Source organism: Paraglaciecola hydrolytica (assembly GCF_001565895.1).
Lineage (GTDB): Bacteria > Pseudomonadota > Gammaproteobacteria > Enterobacterales > Alteromonadaceae > Paraglaciecola > Paraglaciecola hydrolytica.
The window spans coordinates 212,562-237,866 of record NZ_LSNE01000006.1; the positions used below are offsets into that span (position 1 = coordinate 212,562).

24 protein-coding genes are annotated in these 25,305 nt (G+C 41.5%); 15 read left to right on the forward strand and 9 right to left on the reverse strand.

Going from position 1 to position 25,305, the window contains the following annotated elements; translation table 11 throughout:
• The first annotated feature begins 265 nt into the window (after nt 1-265).
• The 12 genes from AX660_RS12990 (at nt 266) to AX660_RS23410 (ending at nt 8,324) form a co-directional block, all read left to right on the forward strand.
• Nucleotides 266-526 carry a Rho-binding antiterminator gene (locus AX660_RS12990; RefSeq protein ID WP_068377635.1) on the forward strand — a complete coding sequence of 87 codons (261 nt, stop codon included), beginning with the start codon at nt 266-268 and terminating at the stop codon, nt 524-526.
• Nucleotides 527-787: 261 nt separating this feature from the next.
• Complete coding sequence (gene rplM, locus AX660_RS12995) at nt 788-1,216, forward strand: 50S ribosomal protein L13 (RefSeq protein WP_068377638.1); 429 nt, start codon at nt 788-790, stop codon at nt 1,214-1,216.
• Between the two features lie 12 nt (nt 1,217-1,228).
• Nucleotides 1,229-1,621, forward strand: coding sequence for a 30S ribosomal protein S9 (gene rpsI, locus AX660_RS13000; RefSeq protein ID WP_068377639.1), 393 nt, complete (start codon nt 1,229-1,231; stop codon nt 1,619-1,621).
• Nucleotides 1,622-1,893: 272 nt separating this feature from the next.
• Nucleotides 1,894-2,526 carry a ubiquinol-cytochrome c reductase iron-sulfur subunit gene (petA, locus tag AX660_RS13005; RefSeq protein ID WP_068377641.1) on the forward strand — a complete coding sequence of 211 codons (633 nt, stop codon included), beginning with the start codon at nt 1,894-1,896 and terminating at the stop codon, nt 2,524-2,526.
• 1 nt (nt 2,527) lies between these two features.
• On the forward strand, nt 2,528-3,796 hold the full coding sequence (locus tag AX660_RS13010; protein WP_068377643.1) for a cytochrome b: 1,269 nt from the start codon (nt 2,528-2,530) through the stop codon (nt 3,794-3,796).
• Nucleotides 3,793-4,527 carry a cytochrome c1 gene (locus tag AX660_RS13015; protein ID WP_068377645.1) on the forward strand — a complete coding sequence of 245 codons (735 nt, stop codon included), beginning with the start codon at nt 3,793-3,795 and terminating at the stop codon, nt 4,525-4,527. Before AX660_RS13010 ends, AX660_RS13015 begins: the two co-directional genes overlap by 4 nt.
• Nucleotides 4,528-4,718: 191 nt before the next feature.
• Nucleotides 4,719-5,351, forward strand: coding sequence for a stringent starvation protein SspA (gene sspA, locus AX660_RS13020; RefSeq protein ID WP_068377646.1), 633 nt, complete (start codon nt 4,719-4,721; stop codon nt 5,349-5,351).
• A gap of 14 nt (nt 5,352-5,365) precedes the next feature.
• Complete coding sequence (locus AX660_RS13025; RefSeq protein WP_068377647.1) at nt 5,366-5,764, forward strand: ClpXP protease specificity-enhancing factor; 399 nt, start codon at nt 5,366-5,368, stop codon at nt 5,762-5,764.
• 147 nt (nt 5,765-5,911) lie between these two features.
• A complete protein-coding gene (locus AX660_RS13030; RefSeq protein ID WP_068377648.1) occupies nt 5,912-6,145 on the forward strand; it encodes a hypothetical protein in 234 nt (77 codons plus the stop codon).
• A gap of 43 nt (nt 6,146-6,188) precedes the next feature.
• Entirely contained in the window at nt 6,189-6,617 is a 429-nt protein-coding gene (locus AX660_RS13035; RefSeq protein WP_068377650.1) for a DUF192 domain-containing protein, read from the forward strand.
• A gap of 180 nt (nt 6,618-6,797) precedes the next feature.
• Nucleotides 6,798-8,138: a lysine-sensitive aspartokinase 3 gene (gene lysC / locus AX660_RS13040; protein ID WP_068377651.1), complete on the forward strand. Its 1,341-nt coding sequence runs from the start codon at nt 6,798-6,800 to the stop codon at nt 8,136-8,138.
• 15 nt (nt 8,139-8,153) lie between these two features.
• Nucleotides 8,154-8,324: a hypothetical protein gene (locus AX660_RS23410; RefSeq protein ID WP_164483519.1), complete on the forward strand. Its 171-nt coding sequence runs from the start codon at nt 8,154-8,156 to the stop codon at nt 8,322-8,324.
• Between the two features lie 86 nt (nt 8,325-8,410).
• On the opposite strand, the gene AX660_RS13045 is transcribed toward AX660_RS23410, so the two are convergent.
• From AX660_RS13045 to lptD, 7 genes are all read right to left on the reverse strand, one after another.
• Nucleotides 8,411-10,435 (reverse strand): methyl-accepting chemotaxis protein, encoded by a 2,025-nt coding sequence (locus tag AX660_RS13045; protein WP_068377653.1) that lies wholly within the window; start codon nt 10,433-10,435, stop codon nt 8,411-8,413.
• Nucleotides 10,436-10,610: 175 nt separating this feature from the next.
• On the reverse strand, nt 10,611-11,423 hold the full coding sequence (locus AX660_RS13050; RefSeq protein WP_068377655.1) for a symmetrical bis(5'-nucleosyl)-tetraphosphatase: 813 nt from the start codon (nt 11,421-11,423) through the stop codon (nt 10,611-10,613).
• Nucleotides 11,424-11,428: 5 nt separating this feature from the next.
• The gene (gene apaG / locus AX660_RS13055) at nt 11,429-11,806 is read right to left on the reverse strand and encodes a Co2+/Mg2+ efflux protein ApaG (protein WP_068377657.1); all 378 of its coding nucleotides are present in this window, start codon (nt 11,804-11,806) and stop codon (nt 11,429-11,431) included.
• Nucleotides 11,803-12,612, reverse strand: a complete 810-nt coding sequence (gene rsmA, locus AX660_RS13060; protein WP_068377660.1) for a 16S rRNA (adenine(1518)-N(6)/adenine(1519)-N(6))-dimethyltransferase RsmA — start codon at nt 12,610-12,612, stop codon at nt 11,803-11,805. Before rsmA ends, apaG begins: the two co-directional genes overlap by 4 nt.
• Complete coding sequence (pdxA, locus tag AX660_RS13065; protein ID WP_068377662.1) at nt 12,609-13,589, reverse strand: 4-hydroxythreonine-4-phosphate dehydrogenase PdxA; 981 nt, start codon at nt 13,587-13,589, stop codon at nt 12,609-12,611. Before pdxA ends, rsmA begins: the two co-directional genes overlap by 4 nt.
• Nucleotides 13,590-14,882 (reverse strand): peptidylprolyl isomerase SurA, encoded by a 1,293-nt coding sequence (surA, locus tag AX660_RS13070; RefSeq protein ID WP_068377664.1) that lies wholly within the window; start codon nt 14,880-14,882, stop codon nt 13,590-13,592.
• A 127-nt stretch (nt 14,883-15,009) separates the two neighbouring features.
• A complete protein-coding gene (gene lptD, locus AX660_RS13075) occupies nt 15,010-17,217 on the reverse strand; it encodes an LPS assembly protein LptD (protein WP_068377665.1) in 2,208 nt (735 codons plus the stop codon).
• A gap of 295 nt (nt 17,218-17,512) precedes the next feature.
• Between lptD and djlA the strand changes: the two genes are divergently transcribed.
• Complete coding sequence (gene djlA / locus AX660_RS13080; RefSeq protein ID WP_068377667.1) at nt 17,513-18,361, forward strand: co-chaperone DjlA; 849 nt, start codon at nt 17,513-17,515, stop codon at nt 18,359-18,361.
• Between the two features lie 121 nt (nt 18,362-18,482).
• Nucleotides 18,483-19,232, forward strand: a complete 750-nt coding sequence (locus AX660_RS13085) for a choice-of-anchor H family protein (RefSeq protein ID WP_068377669.1) — start codon at nt 18,483-18,485, stop codon at nt 19,230-19,232.
• A gap of 22 nt (nt 19,233-19,254) precedes the next feature.
• Here AX660_RS13085 and AX660_RS13090 read toward each other — a convergent pair whose 3' ends face one another.
• Nucleotides 19,255-19,452 carry an Arc family DNA-binding protein gene (locus AX660_RS13090; RefSeq protein ID WP_106404082.1) on the reverse strand — a complete coding sequence of 66 codons (198 nt, stop codon included), beginning with the start codon at nt 19,450-19,452 and terminating at the stop codon, nt 19,255-19,257.
• A 49-nt stretch (nt 19,453-19,501) separates the two neighbouring features.
• A complete protein-coding gene (locus tag AX660_RS13095; protein WP_082768913.1) occupies nt 19,502-20,356 on the reverse strand; it encodes an SPFH domain-containing protein in 855 nt (284 codons plus the stop codon).
• Between the two features lie 477 nt (nt 20,357-20,833).
• Between AX660_RS13095 and AX660_RS22845 the strand changes: the two genes are divergently transcribed.
• A complete protein-coding gene (locus AX660_RS22845; RefSeq protein WP_082768902.1) occupies nt 20,834-25,285 on the forward strand; it encodes an ExeM/NucH family extracellular endonuclease in 4,452 nt (1,483 codons plus the stop codon).
• The last annotated feature ends 20 nt before the right edge of the window (nt 25,286-25,305 follow it).

Sequence of the window (25,305 nt, forward strand, 5' to 3'; positions counted from 1 at the left end):
TCCATACGAACCAATTATCAACATAGACCACTGATCTATTAGATTTGTTGCGTTATACGGCTCACAAAACTAAAACCTGATGATTTTCTATTTTTACTGTTAAAGCAATGCTTTAGCAAAAACACTCCGAATTTAGCTACAAATATTATCTGTAAACAATCTCTGCCAAAAGTGCACTATGCTAGCTTGTGTCTGTGATTTAAGTTGCAGTAACAAGTAAGTATAAATGTTCATAGCCATCTGTTGATTTTTAGGGGACGCGAAAATGCCAAGCATTAATTGTGAAGCATATGATTATCTTGAAATTGCCTGTTTATATCACTACCAAGTTGTATTAGCGTTGCGTAATGGCACATCAATCTCTGGTAAGGCACTTAATGTGGGCGTGGTGATATTGAGTGATATTAAACAAGAAGCTATGTTAATTGAACAAGCAGATGGCGAATCAATTTGGTTGCCAACCAGTGACTTAGTTAATATGCAGGTGGATACTCCTGAATCTCAATTTACGTTTGTGAGTTTTTAATTATCGAGTTGATCTAGGCATCAAAAGTCAAAACGCCCTTGTCTTCAAATAATCTTTAAATATTCTCGCGTTTTTAGTTATCTTCTGTATAATCCGCGACCTGCCCAGTTACCCCCACTTTGGGAAAGTGGAAGAATCAATCGACTCGAAGGGGTCAACGTATTGATTTTCAGCGGTTTCTGGCTGTTATTTTAAGGTTCAAACCTTGTCATAACTAGACAGAAACCAAGTAACATTTATTAATTTTTTGGGTAAATTTAGATGAAAACTTTTGTTGCTAAGCCAGAAACGGTAAAACGTGAATGGTTCGTGGTTGACGCCACAGACAAAACCTTAGGTCGCATGTGCACTGAGATTGCTAGCCGTTTACGCGGAAAGCATAAACCTGAGTACACTCCTCATGTAGACACAGGTGATTATATTGTTGTGATCAATGCTGAGAAAGTACGTGTTACTGGGAATAAAGCCCAAGGTAAAATGTATTACTCACACACTGGTTATCCAGGCGGTCTTAAAGAGACTAACTTTGAAAAGTTACAAGCCCACAAACCAGAGATGATCATTGAAAAAGCGGTTAAAGGTATGTTGCCAAAAGGTCCTCTTGGACGTGACATGTTCCGCAAAATGAAAGTCTACGCTGGTCCTGAGCATAAACATGCTGCTCAACAGCCTCAAGTTTTAGACCTTTAAGGAGCATAACACATGGCAGATACTCAATATTACGGCACAGGCCGCCGCAAAACTTCTACCGCTCGTGTTTTTCTTCGTGCAGGTAGCGGAAACATTGTGGTAAACAAACGTCCTTTAGATGTATTTTTTGGTCGTGAAACAGCGCGTATGATCGTACGTCAACCTCTTGAGTTGTTAGAAATGACTGAGAAATTTGACTTGTACGTTACCGTTTCTGGTGGTGGTATCAGCGGTCAAGCTGGTGCAATCCGTCACGGTCTTACTCGTGCATTGATGGAATTCGACGAAACCCTTCGTCCAGCATTACGTACTGCGGGCTTTGTTACCCGTGATGCACGTAAAGTTGAGCGTAAGAAAGTTGGTTTACATAAAGCACGTAAGAAACCACAATTCTCAAAACGTTAATCGTTCGAGATACAGATTCAGAAACCCGGCCTATGCCGGGTTTTTTTTGCTCTATTTTTAACCAACAAAGAATCAGTACTCGTTTTAAAATCGTTTAATTGTGGTAAGTATCAGTTATTCTTCAATTTATTGACGAAAGCCTTGTCTTTTGTGTGGGTTTTCTTTTATCATTTTCGGTTAATAGCAAAACCATTACTTCTATTTTCGAGTGACTGTCATTGTTGCTCAAAACTAGCTAAGTGTAAGCAAATGCAACCCTCGGAGAAAATTGGATGAGCGATGTATCTTTAGATGCGCATGATTCGTCTGGAACCGAAAATCAACCGCAAAACAATAGTCGCAGACGTTTTTTAACTGTTGCAACTTCTGTCGTGGGTGGTGTCGGTGTAGTTGGCGTGTCTGTGCCTTTTATAGGTTCTTGGAATCCTAGTATTAAAGCGAAAGCGGCTGGGGCTGATGTTGAAGCAGATATCAGTAAAATAGAACCTGGTCAGTTAATTCGCGTGATCTGGCGCAGTAAACCTGTGTGGATCGCCAGACGGACTCCAGAATTGTTAGCCTCACTGGCTAATGACGAAGATAAATTAAAAGATCCTAATTCCGAGCAGGAGCAGCAACCCGAGTTTGCTAAAAACCGTTATCGTTCTTTGAAAGAAGAATATTTGGTGTTAGTGGGTATTTGTACTCATTTGGGGTGTTCGCCACAACATTTAAAAGACGGCGCCTTTGAACAGTACGTTGAAGGTGTACCAGAAGGGTTTTTCTGTCCTTGTCATGGTTCTAAATTTGATATGGCAGGCCGAGTGTTTCAAAACGTGCCTGCACCACTCAACTTGGTCGTACCGCCGTATATGTTCCTTGATGACAATACTATCTTGATTGGTTCAGAAGAGGGGGCAGCATAATATGTGGAAAAACTTGATGGATTGGATCGAATATCGTCTACCAATCATGCGTGTGGCCAACATGCACGCCATTCAATACCCCGCACCGCGCAATATGAACTTCTGGTATATGTTTGGCTTCTTGGCCACCATAGTACTGGTAAATCAAATCGTTACCGGTATTTGGCTTACTATGAGCTACAACCCTACCGCAGAAGGTGCTTTTGCTTCGGTTGAGTACATCATGCGTGATGTAGATTATGGCTGGATGCTACGTTATATGCACAGTACCGGCGCTTCAGCGTTTTTTATTGTGGTTTATTTGCATATGTTCCGTGGCATGATTTATGGCTCTTACCAGAAACCTCGCGAGTTATTGTGGTTATTTGGTATGTTCATTTATCTAGCACTGATGGCTGAAGCCTTCATGGGTTACGTATTACCTTGGGGACAAATGTCGTATTGGGGCGCACAGGTAATCGTATCGCTGTTTAGTGCCATCCCCGTCATCGGTCCTGATTTAGTCATTTGGATCCAAGGTGACTATGTAATCTCTGGTGCAACACTTAACCGTTTCTTTGCCTTACACGTTATCGCTTTGCCATTAGTCATCGTTATTTTGGTGTTTTTGCATATTGTGGCATTACACGAGGTGGGTTCAAACAACCCTGATGGCACCGATGTAAAACGTAAAAAAGGCTCGTTAAGCGAAGAAGAAAAAACCAAGTTTGTGATCCATGAGTACTACACTAGCAAGTACGACATCGTTGATGACATCGTGCCGTTTTTCCCGCATATCGTATTGAAAGACTTAGTTGGATTCGCCTTCTTCTTATTGGCTTTCTGTTATGTGATGTTTTTCAATCCTGGCATGGGCGGTTACTTCCTAGAGCATCCAAACTTTGAGATTGCGAATAACCTAAAAACCCCTGAACATATTTTCCCTGTTTGGTACTTCACACCTTTCTACGCCATTTTGAAAGCTGTACCTGATAAATTGGGCGGTGTTATTGCGATGTTTGCCGCAATTATTGCGTTGGCCTTGTTACCGTGGATTGATCGTGGAAAAGTTAAATCGTGGCGTTATCGTTGTGGTTTGCATAGATGGAATCTAATTGTATTTGCTGGCGTGTTTATTTTCTTAGGTTACTTAGGTGGTACGCCACAAGAAAACTGGAAAATTACCGCATCTCAAATCCTAACCATTATGTATTTTGGCTTTTTTGCACTGTTATTTATCTACAGCAAAAATGAAAAATGCCTACCAGTACCTGCGAGGATCACAGAATGAAAAAACTAATTATCCTCTTATCTTTGCTGATGCCGATGAGCGTTTTTGCAGCAGGAGGCAATGTTCATCTTGATAAAGCAAATTATGATTTAACTGATAAAGCGTCTCTACAAAATGGTGCCAAACTGTACATGAATTACTGTTTAGGTTGTCATCAAATGCAATACCAGCGCTATCAACGAGCTTTTAACGATTTGGATATTCCACTGGAGCTTGGCCAAGATAATTTGCAATTTACTGGCGAAAAGCCTGGCGATCATATTAAAAATGCCATGCCTGCTGAGTCGGCTGCTGCTTGGTTTGGTGCGCCACCTCCTGATTTGACTTTGGTCGCTCGGGTTCGTGGTGCTGACTGGATCTACACTTATTTACGTAGCTTTTATGCAGATGAAAGTCGTCCTTTTGGAGTAAATAATTTAGTGTTTCCAGAAGTGGGTATGCCTCATGTATTACAAGAGTTACAAGGTGTGCCTAGAAAAACCTTAGAACAACACATGGTCGATGGCCAGATGGTCGATCGCTATGTGGGTTTAAAGTCAGACGGTTCGGGTTATATGACCCCTGCAGAGTATGACGGCGCTGTACTGGATTTGGTCAACTACTTGGTTTATACCGGTGAGCCTACCCGTTTAGAGTCTGAAAGTATTGGCCGCTATGTATTACTATTTTTACTCGTATTGTTGGTATTAGTTTATTTGTTGAAAAAAGAATATTGGCGAGATGTACACTAATTTGCCGGACTTTTTCGCAAAAAATAATGTATAATCCGCAAAATTTTTTTGTAAGGGGCGAATAGCCCCTTTCTTTTCAGTTTTTATCTATGTTGCCTGCCAATCAGAAGTTATTTAAGTCTCTGAACTGGCTTGGTTAAGTGTTATGTCTGCCTAGTTCAGATATAGAGAGATATTTAGGAGAGAGTTAAATGGCTGTAGCCACCAATAAACGTTCAATCATGACGTTGTTTTCAGATACTATCGATATATACAGTCACCAGGCCAGGATCGTATTGGCTGAAAAAGGCGTGGGTGTAGAAATTTGTTATACCGATCCTAATAATTTGCCAGAAGATCTCATTGACTTAAACCCTTACGGCACAGTTCCAACCTTAGTTGATCGTGAGTTGGTATTATATAACTCACATATCATTATGGAATATTTAGACGAGCGTTTTCCGCACCCACCATTGATGCCAGTTTATCCGGTATCTCGTGGTCAAAGCCGTTTAACCATGCACCGCATTCAAAATGACTGGTATGCCCTTGCTGAGCAAATTCTTAAAAGCAAAGGTGATGTTGAAGCTGCGCGTAATGAGTTGCGTGAAGCCCTGCTGAGTCTTGCACCACTATTTGCTGAAACGCCATTTTTTATGAGCGAAGAATTCAGTTTAGTAGACTGTTATTTAGCGCCATTATTGTGGCGTTTGCCTGCCCTTAAAATTGAACTAACGGGGAATGGCAGTAAAGATGTACGTAGTTATATGAAACGTATTTTCGAGCGTAGTTCGTTTAAAGCATCGTTAACCGATCAAGAACGCGAAATTCATAATCCTTTGTAAAATTTGTTAATGTTATGACAGCTAATCAACCTTATTTATTACGTGCGTTTTATGAGTGGATCGTGGATAACGATCTCACTCCCTATTTAGTCGTGAATGCTAATTACCCAGGTACGCAAGTGCCACAGGAGCATGTGCAGGACGGACAGATAGTGTTGAATGTTTCTCCTTCATCTACCGGTAAAATGCTGCTGGGTAATCATGAGGTGAGCTTTGATGCACGTTTTGGTGGAGTGGCGCGCAGCTTATTAATACCCTGCAAAGCAGTACTTGCCATTTATGCCAAAGAAAATGGCGCAGGCACAGTATTTACGCCTGAAGATGATATTGATGCTGAAGAGCTAATAAGGGATGAAGACGTTGTGACAACACCGACTAAAAAAGGTAAACCAACCTTAACCGTAGTCAAATAAACTTAGGTTTTTACGTTTACGAAAAGGCAGCTGATAGCTGCCTTTTTTATGCATGAGATTTAGCTAATCTGAACCAAATATCATTTTGAGTGACTACATATAAATGTAGACTAAGTGAGTCTGCAAAAAATACTTAGGAATAGAGTAATGCAATATAAAAGTTGGAAAATAAGTTTTGCTGCCTTAGTTGTTATTTTAAGTAGTTGTACTTCCCAAAGTGGTAGACAACTTGTGGGCAGTGCAATCGCTAATGCCGCCGATACACAAGTTCGATATACACCGTCCGCTTGCTATACCTTGCGACAGCAATGTGTTCAAGGGGATTATCAAGAATGGGAAACCAGTGATAAAGAAATGGGCTGTTCGTGCAAAAAACTGTAATCTTGGCTTTCTGCATACCTGTTGACTTGATTAAGTATTGACTATGAAAACTGCTTTTTTATTATTATTTTTATCCTTATGTTTGCCTCTTGCTGTTACCTCTGCCGAAAACATCTTTGGTACTGTGAGTGTTGAAGTTAAATCCAAGGTAGTAATGCTGGAATATGCCGATACCTTTGAACTGCGTAGCCAAGGTTTGATGTATCGTAAATCTCTATGTTCAGACTGCGGTATGCTGTTTTACTACGGCCAAAGCAAACAAGGCAGCATGTGGATGCGTAATACTTTTATCCCTTTGGATGTGGCCTTTATCCGTAAAGATGGTGTGATTACCGATATTAAAGCCATGCAAGCTCATGATGAAAATATTACGTCATCATCGCAAAACGTTTTATACGCATGGGAGATGAATCAAGGTTGGTTTGCTCATAACGGTATCGTTGTAGGTGATACCGTTACTATCAGTGAATAGATCACGCTTTTATGGCTTAAAGTTAAGACGGATACGGGGTAATTAATCAAATACATTTGATATAAGCTATGCGAAAAAAAAGCCCTTGAAATAAATTTTTATTTTCTCTATTGGTACAAAACTGCTATTTTTATCGGCTATTTTTGAGGCAAGTAGTTTAACTTAAGTGAGGAAAGACCCGTGTTGAATGTAGCCAAATTTGGCGGTACGAGTGTGGCAAATTTTGCCGCCATGCAAAATTGCGCAAATATTGTAAAAGACAACGCCAATACCAAAGTGGTAGTGGTAAGTGCGTCTGCTGGTGTGACAAATTTGTTGGTTGATATAGCCCATACGGCAATGACCACAGAACAAACCTCAGCCAAAATTGCACAAATTAGTGATATTCAGTTTGCCATCTTGCATGCCTTAAAAGATCCGCAAGAAGTCAGTGACAAACTAACAGAATTACTCGACTCCTTAAAAGAACTGGCTTTACATGAAGAGCTGTTGCATCGTCCTGATTTAAAAGATGCATTGCTGTCACATGGTGAGCGTTTATCTTCGTTGTTATTCAGTGCGGTACTCAAACAAAACGGTCTCAGTGCTAGTAATTTTGATGTACGAAAAATATTACGTACTGACAGCGAATACGGTCAAGCTGCACCACAACTCAGCGAAATAAAACAAGCGGCTCAGTGCTTAATGTTACCTGAGTTAGCTAAGTCAGTATTAGTAACTCAAGGTTTTATTGGCAGTGATGAACACGGTAATACCACTACTTTAGGTCGTGGTGGTTCTGATTTTACCGCGGCTCTTTTAGCTGAAGCACTCGACGCCGCGACTTGCGAAATTTGGACCGATGTTATCGGTGTCTATACCACCGATCCACGTATTACTAGTGCAGCTAAACCTTTGCCTGAATTGAGCTTTGAAGAAGCCGCTGAAATGGCAACCTTTGGTGCTAAGGTATTACATCCGGCGACGATGGAGCCAGCGTTAAGACAGAATATCAAAGTCTTTGTTGGTTCGAGCAAAGAGCCTGAGAAAGGCGGCACGTGGATAGTACGTGATTGTAAATCTGAACCTGCTTATCGAGCGATAACACGTCGTAAAGATCAAGTAATGGTAACGGTTAAAACACCTAAAATGATGTTTGCCCAAGGCTTTTTACAAAAAGTGTTTACCATTATTGCCCAGCATAAGCTTAGTGTTGATTTAGTCACCACCTCTGAAATTTCGGTTTCTTTTACTTTAGATAATCCACCTAATTCGGTATTACAGCGTCTTAACCGTGAAACTATCGAAGAGCTGAGTCAGTTCTGTGATGTGTTGATGGAAGACAATTACGATTTAGTCACAGTAGTGGGTAACAACATGCACAGCGCTGCGGGTGTTTCTAGTAAGATATTTACCGCTATTAGTGATTACAACTTGCGTATGATTTGTTATGGAGCCAATCCACACAATATGTCGTTTTTGGTGGGGAATGGTGATAGTACCGATGTGGTTAAAGTATTACACAAAGCTTTATTTGAATAATCATTAACACAGGACATGAAATCGGGCTCTGGAATTTATCAATCACCCTTAAGCAAGCTGTTTGCGCGCCAACAGGTGAAAGTAAAAGCCAAAAAACGCATGGCCGCTTTGTTGCTGACTTATGCAGAACAAGACCATCAGCGTATTGCCCAGTTGATCAAACACTGGATAGAGCCTAAACCTTGATAGTTTTACTGTAAAACAGACATAAAAAAACCGCCGTTTGGCGGTTTTTTATTATATAAAAGTTATCTGCAATGAATACTAGAAATTTATACTCTAAACTGCTGCACAGAGTTCTGTAACTCTTCTGCCAAGCGAGCGACTTCCATGCTTGATTCCGATGTTTGGTGTGCGCCTATGGTGGTTTGTTCGGCGATACCTACTATGTTTTCGAGCTTTTCACTGATTTCTTGTGACACCACATTTTGCTCTTTAGCCGATTGTGAAATCTGACTACTTACATCATAGGCTTTATGCACAGCATCAGTAATGAGTTGTAATGCGGCAGTAGCTTTTTCGGTTTGTGCCACACACAGGTTTGTTTGCTCTTTGCCTTGGTTCATTACGGCCACGGCTTTTTCTGCACCCGCTTGCAGTACTTCAATCATCGAATTGATTTCCTGTGTAGACTTTTGCGTGCGACTGGCAAGTGTGCGTACTTCATCGGCTACCACAGCAAAGCCTCTACCTTGCTCTCCAGCACGTGCAGCTTCAATGGCGGCATTAAGTGCTAACAAGTTAGTTTGGTCAGCTACACCACGGATAACGTCGAGAATACCACCTATGCTAGCGCTGTCTTGATGCAGTTTATTAATTACATCTGCGGCTTGTTCCACATCTTTGGCCAATACCAGAATAGTCTTTTTGTTTTCTTCAGAGATAAGTTTAACTTTTTCTGCTTCATTATCAGCATGGCGAATTTGACTAAGAGTATGTTCAGCACTTTGGGTTACAACTTGTGAGGTACTGTGCATCTCATTGGTGGCAGCAGCAACTTGAGCTACCTGAGATTTTTGTTCTTGAATAGACTTGGTGGTTTGTGCGGTAACGGTAGAAGTTTGCTCTGCGGCGGCAGCTAGTTGCGCGGCACGTGAGCTAATTCCAGAGATCAGCGCTTTTAAGCTATTAATGAGGTTATTACAGTTTTTGGCTAATTCACCAAACTCGTCGTCTTTAGAGTCATCCAGTTTACGTGTTAGATCACCAGACGAAACAATTTTAAGCATCTCGTTGACTTTTTGTAGCGGTCTAATGATCGCAATCACAGTGAAATAAGCGATGCCTGCAGCAATAATGATTGAAACCAATCCAATTATCACCGTATTGGTGATCCCTGAACTAACAGATCCTGCAACTTGCTCTTTAGATTCGGACGTTTTTTCATCGGTGAGTTTAAGTAGTTCATCCAGTTTTTTAACTGCCTGACTGATATTTTCTTCCGATGCGACATAAGACTTAGTTGCTTGATTTTTGGCGTTAAGACGTTTGACTTGTGTTTGCAATAAACCGCTATTTGAAGAGACTGCGTTAAGTACACTATCCATCAAGCTGTAAATTTCATTTAACGTACCACTAGTGTCTTTACCTCCTGCAGCAGCTTGGATCTGAGCGACTTTGTCTTTGATTTGATTAACCACCAGTACTACTTCATTGCCTAGTGTATCTGCTCGCACTAAAGTCGTTGTTTTAACGTACTCAGCGCCTACAGTAAGCAGAGACAATAAACTAGTTTCAAGGGTATTGCTGATCTCTGATGCCTTTGCCAGTTGTTTGTTGTCGGCCACAATATCCAAATCAGCGAAATCAAGAATGTATGTAGAGGTATCGTCAGCGTTATCTTCAATGTTACCCAGTAATTCCATTACCTTGTTGGCATGATCTAGGCTAGCTTGTTGGTTATCAAAAATCGAGGTGACGTTAGTAATATAGTCACTGTAGATAGATTCGACTTCGACTAATGAATTACGTAGTTCAGGATCTTTACTGACAATGGCAGTTAAAGAGCGTATTTCGTTATCAAAATTGGCTTTACTTTTTTCGAAGGAATTTTTTTTGTTTTTTAACTCTTTTATATCCGTTTCGTAAAAAGCTTCGGTAGTTAAACGGCCCATATTTAAAAATGAGACTTTTAACTGGCTGCTACCTGCAACCGTGGGAATGGTGAGTGTATTAACTTGCTCGGTTGCGTTTTCGATAGATTTTAAGTTGGTGACGGCAACGATACCAAGTAAAAAAAGTAAAATAGTAATTAAAGCAAAACCGCCTACAACGCGCGTGGCTACTGTTATTTTCATTTATTGGCCCTTAATTTAAGCTTAAACCACGGTAGTGTCCGTCCCACCCATGACTGGAATTTCAAACCCCGTATTGTATCAGCAAACTGATACTTAAAAAAATTTAAAAGATTACAAGTATAAAGTACTGTGATTTAGGGGATCTCGCAATCTTTTAACTATCGACCTCAAACGATTAATCTTGAAAATTTATCGAATATTTTTTGCCATTTTGCACTTGCCACATTGTGAGTTGTTTACCCCAGATATACCCAGTATCTAGACCAATGAGCTGCGTGTTATTGGTTTCACCTGCTAAGGTAGCCCAATGGCCAAAAATCAGTCTGCTATTAGGGCTTAGATTGTTGTTGGGGATCTCAAACCAAGGAGTGAGTTTTTTAGGTGCTTGACTGGGATGGTTTTTACAGTCTAATTCAAGTTTATTACTATCTTGCATATAGCGCATTCGAGTAAAAGCATTTATGCAAAAACGCCATCTGTCTTCATCCTTCAGGCTATCTTTCCATTTATCAGGTTTATTGCCATACATTTGTTTTAGATGAGACTGCCAGTTGGCACTTTGTAATAGGGCACTGCAATGCGCACTTAAATCTATTGCTTGGGATATTGACCACTGCGGATAAAGCCCAGCATGGCTAACCAAGGTATTGTCGTCTATTGCCAAGGCCAAGGGTTTGCTTCGTAACCAATGGATATAAGTAGCAATATTTTTATCAGCTAATAAATGATCCAGTTTATCACTGGCTTTAGCTTGACGAATGCCACTGTAAATGGCGAGTAAATGCAGATCATGGTTACCTAGAACTGTGTCGAATTGGGCGCCAAGTGAGTATAAATACTCGAGCGTTTCTAAGGATTGAGGGCCGCGTCCGATAAGGTCACCAACGGCGATTAGTTTGTCGTTGGCGGGATCAAAAGCGACACTATTCAACAGCTTTTTTAATCCTGTAAAACAGCCTTGAATATCACCAACTATATAATCTGCCATGCAGACTAATTCACAAGCTTTGGCACAACTAAGCTGAATACTTTTATACTGGCATCAAATAGTGTGCCGTCTGTGGCGCGCATTTCATAGTGGCCCTGCATACTGCCAAGCGGTGTTTCTAGGATCACACCACTGGTATATTCAAAACTGGCTCCGGTGGCAAGGAATGGCTGTTGACCGATAACACCAGGACCATGCACTTCGGTTTTTTTACCATTGCCGTCAGTGATCAACCAATAACGATTCAGAAGTTGTACTTGTTGTGAGCCTTTATTACTGATGGTGATATGGTAGGCAAAAGCAAATTTACCTTCATCTGGTGACTGGTCAGGTAAATAGCGGCTTTTTACTTCAACCGTTACATAATGTTCGTTATCACTCATGCATTTTGTTCCGCTTGGGTTGCTGCATCGGCCAATTGGGCAAATTGCTGCAAGCTGAGGTTTTCTGCCCGTAAATCAGGGTTGATACCCAGAGCGATTATTTGTTGCTCGTTTAAACTGTCTCTTAGGCTGTTGCGTATGGTTTTACGGCGCTGGTTAAAGGCTTGAGCACAGACCTTATGTAAACTGTCTTCGCTTAATACGGATACCGGTCTGACTGCATGGGGAATTAAACGTACTACCGCCGAATCAACCTTAGGTGGTGGATTAAAGGCCTCAGGTGGTACATGCAATACGGGAATAACCTGACAGTGGTATTGAGCCATTACTGATAAACGCCCGTAGTTTTTGTTACCCGGCACTGCCGCCAGACGATTAACCACTTCTTTTTGCAACATAAAATGCATGTCTTTGACTTGTGTAGCAAAAGAAAACAGGTGAAACATCAAAGGCGTAGAAATGTTATAGGGCAGGTTACCAAAAATTCGCAATGGGATATCTGCTTTTAACAAGCTTGAAAAATCAAATTTTAAAGCATCGGTTTCGATAATCGTTAGTTTACTGGCCATAAAGGGATGAGTACGTAAACGCGCTGCTAAGTCTCTATCGAGCTCAACTACTGTTAATGCCTCTATCTGCTCACAAACGGGTTCGGTTAATGCACCTAGACCAGGGCCGATTTCGACCAGATGTTCGCCATTTTGTGGATGAATGGCACTGACTATTTGGTCAATAACAAACATGTCATGTAGAAAGTTCTGACCAAAGCGTTTACGCGCAGTGTGGCCTAAATGCTGTTTACTCATTTTTTATTTACCAATGAAATTGCACTGTTAATGGCGTAAGCGAAGCTACCCGAGTCGGCCTGATTGCTGCCAGCAAAATCCAAGGCAGTGCCATGGTCTACTGAGGTACGGATGTAAGGTAAACCCAATGTTATATTAACCGAAGCGCCAAATCCTTTATATTTAAGCACCGGTAAACCTTGATCGTGATACATGGCTAATACTGCATCGGCCTGAGCCAGATATTTGGGGTTAAAAATGGTGTCGGCGGGTAGGGCGCCACTTAATTTTATACCTTCTGTTCTGAGCAAGGCTAATGCTGGGTTAATCGTGGTGATTTCTTCGCTGCCCAAATGACCATCTTCGCCAGCATGGGGATTTAAACCGCAAACAAAAATATGCGGTTGTTTAATGCCAAATTTCTCTTTTAAGTCGGTATTAACGATGCGGATCACCTGACACAAACTATCAATACTGATGGCATCTGCCACTTTATTTAGTGGAATATGGGTAGTAGCTAATACTACTCTTAGTCCTTCAGTGGCTAACATCATCACCACTTGTGGAGTATTACTTTGCTCGGCAAAAAACTCAGTATGACCGCTAAAAGGAACGCCTGCCTGATTAATAATACCCTTATGCACAGGCCCAGTTACTATGGCCGCAAATTCACCTGCGAGGGTTCTTTGCCCAGCTTGAGTTAAGGTGGCTAATACATAGTGGCTGTTGTTGACATTAAGTTGGCCTGCCACCACGGTTTCTGCGGTAAGAATATCCACACAATACAAATGACCTGCAGGTTGAGGAGCAGTATGGTTTGGATCGTAGGGCAGTAGTGTTAAGGGTAAACCGAGCATCGCCGCACGTTGCTGCAACATCTGAGCATCAGCAAAAACAACTAATAATACGTCCCACTGCTGCTGAGCTAAGGTAATGATAAGGTCTGGGCCAATCCCGGCAGGTTCGCCGGGCGTAATGGCAAGTTTAACGGTGGACACTTAACTGTCTTTTTTAACTAACACGTCGATATAGGCACCAGCACGAATTTCTCTTAACCATGCATCGGTTTCTTCATTAAACTTACGTTGGTATAACAGTTGAGTCGCTTTGTCCTCTTTGACTTTTTCAGTGGCATCATCAACACGTCTTTCTAATAACTGCATTAAATGCCAACCATGTACGGTGCGCACGGGCTCACTTATTTCATTAACTTCCAAAGTGTTCAGGGTGTCGCGGAATTCAGGAACATAAGCACTTGGATCGGCCCAGCCTAATTCACCACCCTTCAAAGCAGAGCCTGGATCGGCTGAATGTGCTTTGGCTAAGTCGGCAAACTCAGCTTCACCTGCCAATAGTTTTTGACGAAAATCTTTGAGCATTTGTTGGGCTTTTTCATCACTTAAAATGACTGAGGGTTTAATTAATATATGGCGCGAGTTAACTTCAGTGACTTCAACTTTTTCAATGCCACGAGTATCTATTACTTTTAGTACATGAAAACCTGCGCCGCTGCGGATAGGCCCAATTAGTTCGTCTTTTGCTCGGTTTTGCACGGCCTCAGCAAATAAGGTTGGCATCGAGTTAATGTTCATCCAGCCCATGTCACCACCTTCTAAAGCATTGGCACCAGAAGAAGACGCGGTAGCTATTTTGGCAAATTCAGAACCGTTGTTAAGCAACTCAATAACTTTTTGCGCTGTACCTTTGGCGGTTTCAATATCTGCATCAGTAGGATCATTCGGAAAAGCAATCAATATGTGGCCAAGGTGATATTCGGCTTCTTTACCACCTTGTTCATCAATCAACTTAACTAAGTTAGCAATTTCTTGCGGGGTAATATAAACGCGGCGACGTACATTGGCACGACGTACTTCACCGACAATTAATTCTTTGCGAATTTCTTCGCGATAAACTTCGTAGCTCATGCCTTCCGACGTTACTTTTTCACGTAATTGAGCCAGTGTTAAATTATCACCTTGAGCAATGTTAGCTATAGTTTGATCCAATTGAGGATCGCTAATCTGAATACCCATGCGCTCAGCTAATTGAGTTTGTAAACTGTCGATGATTAGGCGCTCTATGGCTTGGGTTCTAAGTGCCCGATCAGAAGGCAGGGTTTGATTGTTTTGTACGGCATTACGTTTAACCGCGGCGACGAGCTCTTCAATCTGACTTTCCAGAACCACACCCTGATCAACAATGACCGAAACACTGTCAAGCATTTGTGGTGCGCTCTTAACACTGGTTGATAGAAGGATTCCTGCTAAAAAACTGACTACTATTAATTTCATGGTCTCTATTACTTTTAAGTTAATAACACGCCTAGGGCGGGCTTAGTTTAAAACAATTTTGCCAAAGCCTGCTGATCTTTTCTGTGTACATGCACCGTAAAGATAAACAGGCTAAAAACAACTACTCTTAGTTGAGTAAGTATGGGCGGCGATAGCCGAATAATCCGTCGCTTAACATATCGCGTCCGGTGCTGTTGCCACCCATGCCTTTCAAAATAAACTGCAAAGCAACACCGGATTCAAACTCGTTGGTGCTTTGTAATCCGTCTATGTCATATCTGTTACTCAAGTGCCGCTGTGCCACTATACGCAAGGCCCAACAGCAAGATTCATACTGTAGACCAGTATATGACTCAACAGTTCGACGTTTAGTGACATCATGATACCAACGACCCACCCAATGCCAATTATTACTGATGGGCCAACTGGCTGTAATCCCAACTTGATTGATTTCTTCGCCCGATAATTCACGTACATAACGGTGGTTTATTTGCATCACGCGATCTTTAGACGAGGTATATTCTAATGAAATACTGCTGCGTTCTACTTTATCAGTAACACTAGATATTTGTGTTTCAGTATGGGCGTACCATTTACTGCCTATTTGCCAATCTAATTCAGCGGCTAAGGCCGAACGGTCATTTTGTTCAAGTGCTGCTGCCAAACGATTATCCTGTAAATAGAAAATCTGACCAAAGCTCAAGGCAAATTGTTCCCGATTATGTTCATCAAGAATACGTGTGGTTAAACCTAGGGTGAGCTGATTTTTATCACTAATGCGGTCAATGCCGGTAAATTTTTGGCCTCTGAACAAACCTTCAAAGTCGCTGAACAGACGCGTAGTATCGTACAAACCAATATCAGTTTGATCTTTGAAACTGGTATATAAATATTGAAATTTGGGCTCTAGGGTTTGCACGGTATTTTTTTGTAACCAACTTGCATCACGCTCAAACGCTAAGGCCCCGTAAATTCGTGTTTGGCCTAAAGTGCGCGATACTTTTTCACTGAGGTTAGTGTTTTCAATATTATCTTGGCGATAATAAGTTTGTAATAAAGTGGTTTCTGCTAAAAATTCACCCCAAGTCGTTTGATAAGGATAACGTAGGGTGGGGGCGAGATGCAGACGAGTTGCTTTGGGGCTTAAGTCACTATTATTATCAAAATAAGCCAACTCTGAAGCTAAATCGAACTCAAAACCATAAGCCAATGGTTTTTCATAATTGAGTTTCATTTCAGGTAAAGCACGGTAGCTATTAGCGTGTTCACCAAGTATTTCAAAATCACGAAATTGTAAATTAAAATCCAGTTGATCGTCGTAGTAGCTCAAGCCCAGTGTTTGATAAAGGTGAGTATCGGCGCGGTTATAATATTCTGATCCTAGATCAACTATGTAGTTACTGTCGCTTAAACCATTATATTCGGCATTGATTTGCCAATTTTCGAAGATTTGTCCCTGGTGTACAAAGCGATAAAAGTAGCGATCTTCGCTACTGCCTGTTGCTCTGTCATTACCTAAATATTCAAAATCTAATTGCCCTGCATGGGCTTCGGTCAAATAACGAAATTCGGATTGTAATTGCACACCGCGGTCAGTCATCATGCGCGGGGCAAACGTCGCGTCCATATTTTCTGCGATATTCCAGTAATAAGGTTGAGCATAGGATAAACCAGTAGAGGTGGAACTGGATATTACCGGGTAAAGCAAGCCCGATTGGCGCGCATCGGTGACCGGAAACGAAAAATACGGTAAATACAATACGGGTACGCCTTTAAGATAAAAGCGTGCATGACTAACTTCGCCCCGCAATTGGTCAGGACTTAAATTAATGTTACTGGCTTGAATACGCCAATCCTCTTGTCCTTCTGGACAAGTTGAAAAACTGACCTCGTTAAGTGCAATGCCAGCTTCTTGACTCAGTTCAATTTTTTGTGCCTTACCGCGTCCATTCATGGATGCCAACTGGTATTCGGTTTCGGTCATCTGCAAAGCGTTGGTTGATGTATTAAGGTAAACACTTTCGCTACTGACTTTTATCTGTAGATCTTGATAAGTCACTTGTCCACTCGCGTTTAAGGCTTGAGAGTTACGATCAACTTTAGCTTCATTGGCTTTAATCATCGCCCCTGCGCTTTCGATTTCTACTTTGCCACTAAACTGCGCACGAGTGTCTTGCTGGATCTCAGTATGTTGGGCTTTTACTCTGATTTGCCCAGGCAGCAAATCATTTGTTGTGTTGATTGGTGGGATTGGAGCAAAACAAAGCTCCTGAGCGGCACTACTGGCACTTAGTAGGGCGAAAAAACACCAAAAAGAAGAACGCTTTTTTTGCATAGAAAAGGTTTAGAATAGCCTAGGTTGCTTATCGCATTATTGTCAGTTGGCGATTTTAAGGGTTTCGACAGAATTTACCAGCAGACTTGCAAAAAAAGCACAATATCTCTGATTGGACGTCTGTGTAGTGGGTAGTATTAAGTCAGACAATCAGCAAGATTGGACTAGCGTGAACCTTCGATGTTGATCCAACAAGTAAGCTCACTGACTTGCAAAATCAGTTTTGAGACCCAGATAGTCATGCTAAATTACTTTTGCAACTCAAACTTAGTCACACAGGAAATATAGCAGGCTTATGATTGGTAGAATATTAGGTACTTTGTTTGGGTTTATGTTTGCGCGGATCCCTGGCGCTATCCTGGGTTATATTGTGGGTCATTTTTTTGACAAAGGTTATAGTCAGGATTTTAATCAGATGGGCGGTTTTAGCCGCTTTTTTACTAGCCAAGATGAATTCAAACAACAAGCGATTTTTTTTCATACGCTGTTTTCGGTAATGGGGCATATCGCCAAAGCTGATGGTCAAGTGAGTGACGCAGAGATCCGTATGGCGAGTTCACTGATGGATCAAATGGGCCTTGATGGTGATACCCGTCGTGAAGCGCAAGAAGCATTTCGTGAAGGCAAGGCCGATGATTTCCCGCTTAAACAGGTTATTTTAGAGTTTAAAGACTCTTGTCATGGTCGCCGAGACATCTTGCAGGTTTACCTCGAAATACTCATTCAAGCGGCTTATGTAGATGGCAAATTGGATAAAGCCGAACAAAAAATTCTCGAAAACGTCGCTCATTATATGGGCTTTAAAGATAATGAATTATTGTATTTGTTATCAGTGTTTGAAGCCGAATTACGCTTTCGTGCAGGTCAAGGACATAGCCGTCAGCAAGGGCATTCTCGTCAGCAGCGCAATACCTCCTACTCTGCTCAACAGTCGTTAAATGATGCTTATAAAATTTTAGGTGTAACGGCCAGTGATGATGACAAAAGTATTAAAAAGGCTTATCGCAAATTAATGAGTGAAAATCATCCTGATAAATTAGTCTCAAAAGGTTTACCCAAACAAGCGCTGGAGCTGGCTAAAAATAAAACGCAAGATATCCAAGCAGCATACGAATTGGTGAAAGAAAAACGTGGGTTTCGCTAACCTTTTTGGATATTGACGAGTACGGTTAAACTAAGTTTTTGTCGTTTCGATTAAGCTTATCTTCAGTTAAGGTTCATGCTTTTAACATCACAATCTCCTACAAGTTGAAAAGGAGAGTGTGATGAATAAAGTAGCCATCTTAAGTTTAGCCTGTGTATTTTTTAATCCCTTTGTTAGTGCCCAATCTATTAGTAGCAAAAACAGTGAGTGGTCAGCCAGCTCAGTTGAAACCCAAAATGGCATTAGCAGCCAATCCATAACAAAAAACTCAGTCAACAAATCTGTGTTAGCCACTAGCATGAGCACGTCGGCAAGTAGTGGGCAGTCTAAGTCACAGACTTTACATTCACAAAGTGCAATTCATCTGCAGCAGCGCCCTATGTTAACTAATCTAGACAATGAGTTTTGGATCTACGATGCGTGGGTGACCTTACGTAACGATATTGATTACGACGGTTATGCTTATCGATTCAGCTTAGAATTTGATGCGGATACTGTGTATGAACATGCAGAGGTATATGCACGTTTGTATTTGACTCGTGGTGAAGTTTTTAAGGAATATCATACGACCTCAGTATTTAGTATTTTTGGGGAAAACACGGATGATAGTTTAATAGTGGATAGTGAGTTACTAAACGGATTTCCCACGGGGGATTACGAAATTTTAATCGAACTTTATGATACTTATACTGACGAAGTGGTTGCGATATTGGATGGTTATAGTGATCCCGATTTGTACTTAATAACCTTAGAAAGTAAAGATTATGAATATACTAAGCCGGTAGTGGTGGTGCATGAAGGAGGGAGTATAAGCTACTTAAGTTTACTACTATTGCCTATTCTCGCGTGGCGAAAAAAGTGGTTTAGTTAATTTTATAAATCAGTAGTGGATATTAATCCTTAGGATCTTTATCCACTACTTCGGTTAAGACTTTTTGTACCAGTTTGACTCTGCCTTGTTTGACCAAGGCATCACGTAAAACATATTCGATTTGCGCATTTAAACTGCGCAAATCATCGTCCGCCCAGCGCTGTATCGCTGCCAGTACGTCTGTACTAATGCGCAAAGGGAAGGCTTTTTTAGTCAAAATAGTGTTCCTGTTTTGGTTGTATTAAATGCTTACATCAGCGAGTGGTCGCTTAATAAAGTGAACCACTATTTACTATGGGTTGCACGTTTCTATCACCGCATAATACGACCAGTAAATTACTCACCATCATGGCTTTACGCTCTTCATCTAGGTCAACCACATTTTTTTCTTTCAGACGATCCAGTGCCATTTCTACCATGCCCACAGCACCTTCAACAATTTTACTGCGTGCAGCAATAATCGCAGTGGCTTGCTGACGTTGTAACATGGCGCTGGCGATTTCTTGTGCATAAGCCAAATGACTTATTCTGGCTTCATGTACAGTTAATCCCGCCTTACCTAAACGCTCCTGAATTTCTTTTTTGAGTATTTCGGAGATGTGCTGCGGATGACTACGTAGGGCTATATCCTGACTTTCATCATCTTGTGGATCATACGCATAACTGCTGGCCATATTACGCAGAGCCGATTCACTTTGAATGGTGACATAACTAACATAATCATCTACTTCAAACATCGCCTCGGCAGAGTCAGTAACCGACCACACTACTATCGTTGCTATCTCGATGGGGTTGCCCAAGTTGTCGTTTACTTTAATTTTGGCCGATTCAAAATTGCGGATCCGTAACGAAACGGTTTTACGCATATAGAATGGGATAGTCCAACGTAAACCATTACGTTTTTCGGTGCCCACATAACTACCAAACAGGGTCATTACTTTGGCTTGGTTGGGTTGCACCATAAAAAAGCCACCCCAACACACCAGTACAATCAAAGAACCAATAATTGCCACAATAGTTAGGGTTTGTGTGAACAGCATAAAGCTAAAACTTAATTGCAGTAAGGGTAGTATTACAAAAAAAGCTAAATAACCATTTATTGAAAAACCGTTTTTTTCAGTCAGCATTTTAAAACTCCATGTGATATCAAAGTGATATGTTATTGATTTAATTTAGACGCAAATACACACAATGGCAAGTTAATTTTAATCAAGCTGCTTGGAAGCATTTAAATTTGTACAAAAATAGACAATAACGCCGATTAAATTAATTACCTCTCTCTGTTTCTCTGCTCCAAAATGATCTTTCTGTGCACCTAGCTTGAACTTTTTGTCGCTATTTAGTGCGTGGAATTTATGCAAAAAAATAATATGGACTATTTGGTCTGAATAAGTAGAAAGCGTTTAAATGTTGTGCAATTATCAGCCGTCACTTTATTTAATTAGAGGTGAATTATTAAAGTTCCACTAAGTAATTTGAATTTAGTTAGACCAAAGCTGTAGCTTGTTTTCTTACATTCATCTGGATGTAACAGAAGTACAAGAATATCGCAGGCTAAATAACAACAACCAGAAAACTGGCTAAACTAGTTAGGAGAAACGATGAAACTTAAATATCCAGCGTTGCTGGCACTTTTTATGGTGCCTGTGACGCAAGCAAGTGTGTTTATCAACGAAATACATTACGACAATATTGGTGGTGATGTAGGTGAAGCAATAGAGATTGCCGCGACTGCGGGTACTGATTTATCGGGCATGAGCTTGGTATTGTACAATGGTAACGGTAACAAACCTTACGGTTCGACCATCTCTCTATCGGGAATAGTCGCTGACCAGCAAGATGGATTTGGCACAATCTCGATAAGTTTTCCTTCAAATGGGCTGCAAAATGGCGATCCGGATGGTTTAGCGTTGATTGATGCCTCGGGAAATGTCATTCAATTTTTGAGTTACGAAGGAACAATAACTGCAACTGATGGGCCGGCATTAGGCCTGACCAGTGTTGATATTATGGTAGCTGAAAACAACGACACGACGGCTATTGGAACCTCTTTGCAATTAGTCGGTACTGGCTCGGCGTATGAAAACTTTAGCTGGGCTGCCAGCAGTACCAGTTCATTTGGTAGTGTTAATACTGGGCAAAGCTTTACTGCTGGAGGTGATGGCGGCGATACTGGTGGTGATACAGGAGATACCATCAGTGGCAGCGTATGTACTAATTGCCCTGATCTGCTCAAAGTCAAAGATGCCAGTACTTTTAGTGCTCTTGATTATTATGCGCGCGTCCAAACTGAGATTGATTTTAACTCCAGTGCTGCAGCGATAAAGACAGCAATTAATACGGTTATTTCACAAGACATAGTACAACTTACTTATGCCGAAGTATGGACTGCATTAACTTATACCGATGAAGATCCTGCCAATACTGACAATGTGATTTTATGGTATACCGCTCGTTCTCAAGCTAAATCTACTAATGGTAGTGGCGCGGCATCGACTAATCCTGACAATTGGAATCGTGAACATTCATGGCCAAAAAGCCATGGTTTTCCAAATGAAGGTCAGACCGCTTATTCAGATATTCATCACTTACGTCCTAGTGACATCAGTGTTAATAGCTCACGTGATAACTTAGACTTTGATAACAGTGATTCGCCGCTATCTGAAAGTCCGCTGAATAGTATCGATGGTGACTCGTTTGAACCTCGCGACGACATCAAAGGTGATGTAGCACGTATGATGTTTTATATGGACACTCGTTATGAAGGTGCAGGTTCGGATAGCGTTGAAGACTTAGTCTTAGTCAACCGTATAACCTCTTCATCTGAACCTAATCTTGGTAAGTTGTGTACCTTAATCGCCTGGCATAACGCAGATGCCGTGGATGCCTCTGAACAACGTCGCAACGACAGAATTTATGAGTTACAGGGCAACCGTAATCCTTTCATTGATAATCCATCATGGGTCTCTACTTTATATCCAGCGGATTCTTGTGATTCTGCAGGTGGTGGCGATACGGGAGGCGGAGACACTGGTGGTGGCGATACTGGCGGTGGTGACACTGGTGGTGGTGAGACCAACGGCAGTGCTCAGTTGATATTGAGTGGGATGATCGATGGACCTTTAACTGGCGGTGTTCCTAAAGCAGTAGAAATCTATGTAGCTGACGATATTGCAGACTTGAGTCAGTGTGGCTTGGGGTTGGCGACAAACGGTAATCCGGGCAATGGGCAGGATTTTACCTTCCCCGCGGGTTCTGCTAGTGCAGGCAGTTTTATTTATGTTGCGTCTGAAACAACGGGGTTCACAGCATTTTTTGGCTTTGCACCTGACTACACTAATGGTGTTGCCAATTTTAATGGTGATGATGTCATGGAATTATACTGTGATGGTGAGGTGATTGACGTTTTTGGCGAGATGGGGGTAGATGGCAGCGATACACCTTGGGATTATTTGGATGGTTGGGCTTATCGTAATGCCGAAACTGGCCCAGACGGTTCTACCTTTGTATTAGCAAACTGGAGCTTTAGTGGTATCAATGCATTAGATAACGAAAGTGATAATGCCAATGCCGCCACGCCTTTCCCAACAGCCACATTCTTTGCTTTGACTCCAGAAATTTTTATTTCTGAATATGTAGAAGGCTCTTCCAACAATAAAGCTATTGAGTTGTATAACCCCGGTGTTGCTGCCATTGATTTGGCGGCAGGTAATTATGTATTAACACGCTCTGCTAATGGTGGCAGCAACGTAGCGGATATTATCCTGTCAGGGGTGATTGCTGGAAAAGGCACTTATGTTATTGCCAATAATCAATCAGCAGCGGCAATTTTGGATGTAAGTGATCAAATCAGCGGTACAATCTCACATAATGGCAATGATGCTTACATCTTATTTAAAGATGGTGTGGCTATTGATTCCTTCGGACAAGCCGGTTTTGATCCTGGCACACAATGGGGCAGCGGCACTAGCTCTACAGTGGCTAACACCCTAGTCAGAAAAGCAGCAGTAAAAGTAGGTGACCCTATTTTTGACGATGTTTTTGATCCTGCCCTTGAGTGGGAAGGATTGGGCAAGGACGTGTTTAGTTCATTAGGCAGTCATAACAGCGGCGGTGATACTGACGGTGAAGTCGTTGAATTAGGCCAGTGTGCGGATCCTGCAACTTTAATCAGTGCTATTCAAGGCAGTGGTTTAGTGTCTCCAGTTGTGGGTGAGACACACGTTGTTGAAGCCATTGTTAGTGCATCCTTTACCAATCTAAGTGGTTTCTTTGTACAAGAAGAAGCGGCAGATATGGATGCAGATAGTCAAACTTCAGAGGGTTTATTTGTTTATTACTCTGGAACGTTGCCAGCCGTTGGCACAGTTGTAAGGTTGATCGGAAAAGTTGAAGAGTTCTATGAAAAGACCCAATTAAACGTCACTGAAGCGCCTTTAACTTGCGGTACAGATGTAGTTGTTGCAACGTCATTTAGTTTACCATTTGCTGATGCCTTAGTACCTGAAAGCTTGGAAGGTATGTTGGTAAGTTCGAGCAGTGAATTGGTGGTTACTGATAACTACTCATTGGGTAAATATGGTGAGGTTGCCTTAGCTTCTCAACGTTTGTTTGTACCTACTAATCTCTTTGTAGCTGGCAGCGCTGAAGCTATTGCCTTAGCGGCACAAAATGCCTTAAGTAAAATCACTTTAGATGATGCTATGAATGGTACATATCCTGATCCTGTTATTTATCCAACAGGCAACTTGTCAGCCGCCAATACCTTACGAGGTGGTGATACGGTGAGCAGTTTGACAGGGATTATGGATTATAGTTTTAACTTGTATCGCGTGCTCCCAACCGAATCTCCAACCTTTGTAGCTAGTAACCCAAGAACGGCAGAGCCTGATTTAACTTTGGGTAACCTTACAATTGCCAGTTTAAACGTACTGAACTTGTTTAATGGTGATGGATTAGGTGGTGGATTTCCAACTGCTCGTGGTGCAACTAATGCTGCTGAATTAGAACGCCAGATGACAAAAACTGTTGCAGCCTTAGCCGCCATGGATGCTGATATTGTTGGTTTAATGGAAATTGAGAATGATGGCTTTGGTGTTAATAGTGCGATTGCACAATTAACTGACAGATTAAATGCCGAAGTAGGTGCTAATACCTATACCTTTGTTAACGGTGGTGGGGTTATTGGTACTGATGAGATTAAAGTGGCACTACTTTATAAACCTGGCAAGGTTTCAACAGTAGGTAGCTACAAAATCCTCAATAGCAGCAACTCTGTTAGTGACGGTCAAGGCCCCTTATTCGTTGATAGCAAAAATAGGCCTGCTTTTAATCAAAAATTTGCATTAGTAGAAAATGGACAGGAAATCGTGGTGAGTGTTAACCACTTGAAATCCAAGGGGTCTACCTGTGGTGCAGGAGATGATGATACAACGACGGGTCAAGGAAGCTGTAATCTAACCCGGACTCGGGCGGCACAAGCTTTAACGACTTTCTTAGCGCAAGAATATGCAGACACACCAACATTAATCATTGGTGACTTAAATGCTTATGCTCAGGAAGATCCTATCTTAAAAATCAAACAAGCGGGTTATACCGACTTAGCTAATTTGTTCCAAGGTGCAGATGCTTATTCTTATGCCTTTGGTGGTGAATATGGCTATTTGGATCATGCCTTAGCCAATGATCTTTTGTTAGACAAAGTGGTTGATACGGTTGAGTGGCATATCAACGCAGATGAACCCATTGCCCTTGATTACAACATTGAGGATAAATCCATACAGCAACAAGGTGATTATTATGCGCCCGATGCCTACCGCATGTCAGACCATGATCCTGTGGTGATTGCCATCGACTTAAGTGCAGAGACTATCAAAGGTGATTGGGATGGTGACGGTGATGTGGACAGTAATGATGTGCGCGGATTAGTTTTAGCCATCCAACAACGTTTACCCATCGACATGAGTTTTGATTTAAATAATGACGGTGTAATTAATATCCTTGATTCACGTGTAATGGCTACCTTGTGTACGCGTGCTCGTTGTGCGGTTTAACTTTGAATATCAAACATTAG

What these genes read in the sequence shown, in the direction of transcription:
- AX660_RS12990 (WP_068377635.1), top strand. Translation starts at nt 266, where the DNA reads ATGCCAAGCATTAATTGTGAAGCATATGATTATCTTGAAATTGCCTGT.
- rplM (WP_068377638.1), top strand. Translation starts at nt 788, where the DNA reads ATGAAAACTTTTGTTGCTAAGCCAGAAACGGTAAAACGTGAATGGTTC.
- rpsI (WP_068377639.1), top strand. Translation starts at nt 1,229, where the DNA reads ATGGCAGATACTCAATATTACGGCACAGGCCGCCGCAAAACTTCTACC.
- petA (WP_068377641.1), top strand. Translation starts at nt 1,894, where the DNA reads ATGAGCGATGTATCTTTAGATGCGCATGATTCGTCTGGAACCGAAAAT.
- AX660_RS13010 (WP_068377643.1), top strand. Translation starts at nt 2,528, where the DNA reads ATGTGGAAAAACTTGATGGATTGGATCGAATATCGTCTACCAATCATG.
- AX660_RS13015 (WP_068377645.1), top strand. Translation starts at nt 3,793, where the DNA reads ATGAAAAAACTAATTATCCTCTTATCTTTGCTGATGCCGATGAGCGTT.
- sspA (WP_068377646.1), top strand. Translation starts at nt 4,719, where the DNA reads ATGGCTGTAGCCACCAATAAACGTTCAATCATGACGTTGTTTTCAGAT.
- AX660_RS13025 (WP_068377647.1), top strand. Translation starts at nt 5,366, where the DNA reads ATGACAGCTAATCAACCTTATTTATTACGTGCGTTTTATGAGTGGATC.
- AX660_RS13030 (WP_068377648.1), top strand. Translation starts at nt 5,912, where the DNA reads ATGCAATATAAAAGTTGGAAAATAAGTTTTGCTGCCTTAGTTGTTATT.
- AX660_RS13035 (WP_068377650.1), top strand. Translation starts at nt 6,189, where the DNA reads ATGAAAACTGCTTTTTTATTATTATTTTTATCCTTATGTTTGCCTCTT.
- AX660_RS23410 (WP_164483519.1), top strand. Translation starts at nt 8,154, where the DNA reads ATGAAATCGGGCTCTGGAATTTATCAATCACCCTTAAGCAAGCTGTTT.
- AX660_RS13045 (WP_068377653.1), bottom strand. Translation starts at nt 10,435, where the DNA reads ATGAAAATAACAGTAGCCACGCGCGTTGTAGGCGGTTTTGCTTTAATT.
- AX660_RS13050 (WP_068377655.1), bottom strand. Translation starts at nt 11,423, where the DNA reads ATGGCAGATTATATAGTTGGTGATATTCAAGGCTGTTTTACAGGATTA.
- apaG (WP_068377657.1), bottom strand. Translation starts at nt 11,806, where the DNA reads ATGAGTGATAACGAACATTATGTAACGGTTGAAGTAAAAAGCCGCTAT.
- rsmA (WP_068377660.1), bottom strand. Translation starts at nt 12,612, where the DNA reads ATGAGTAAACAGCATTTAGGCCACACTGCGCGTAAACGCTTTGGTCAG.
- surA (WP_068377664.1), bottom strand. Translation starts at nt 14,882, where the DNA reads ATGAAATTAATAGTAGTCAGTTTTTTAGCAGGAATCCTTCTATCAACC.
- lptD (WP_068377665.1), bottom strand. Translation starts at nt 17,217, where the DNA reads ATGCAAAAAAAGCGTTCTTCTTTTTGGTGTTTTTTCGCCCTACTAAGT.
- djlA (WP_068377667.1), top strand. Translation starts at nt 17,513, where the DNA reads ATGATTGGTAGAATATTAGGTACTTTGTTTGGGTTTATGTTTGCGCGG.
- AX660_RS13085 (WP_068377669.1), top strand. Translation starts at nt 18,483, where the DNA reads ATGAATAAAGTAGCCATCTTAAGTTTAGCCTGTGTATTTTTTAATCCC.
- AX660_RS22845 (WP_082768902.1), top strand. Translation starts at nt 20,834, where the DNA reads ATGAAACTTAAATATCCAGCGTTGCTGGCACTTTTTATGGTGCCTGTG.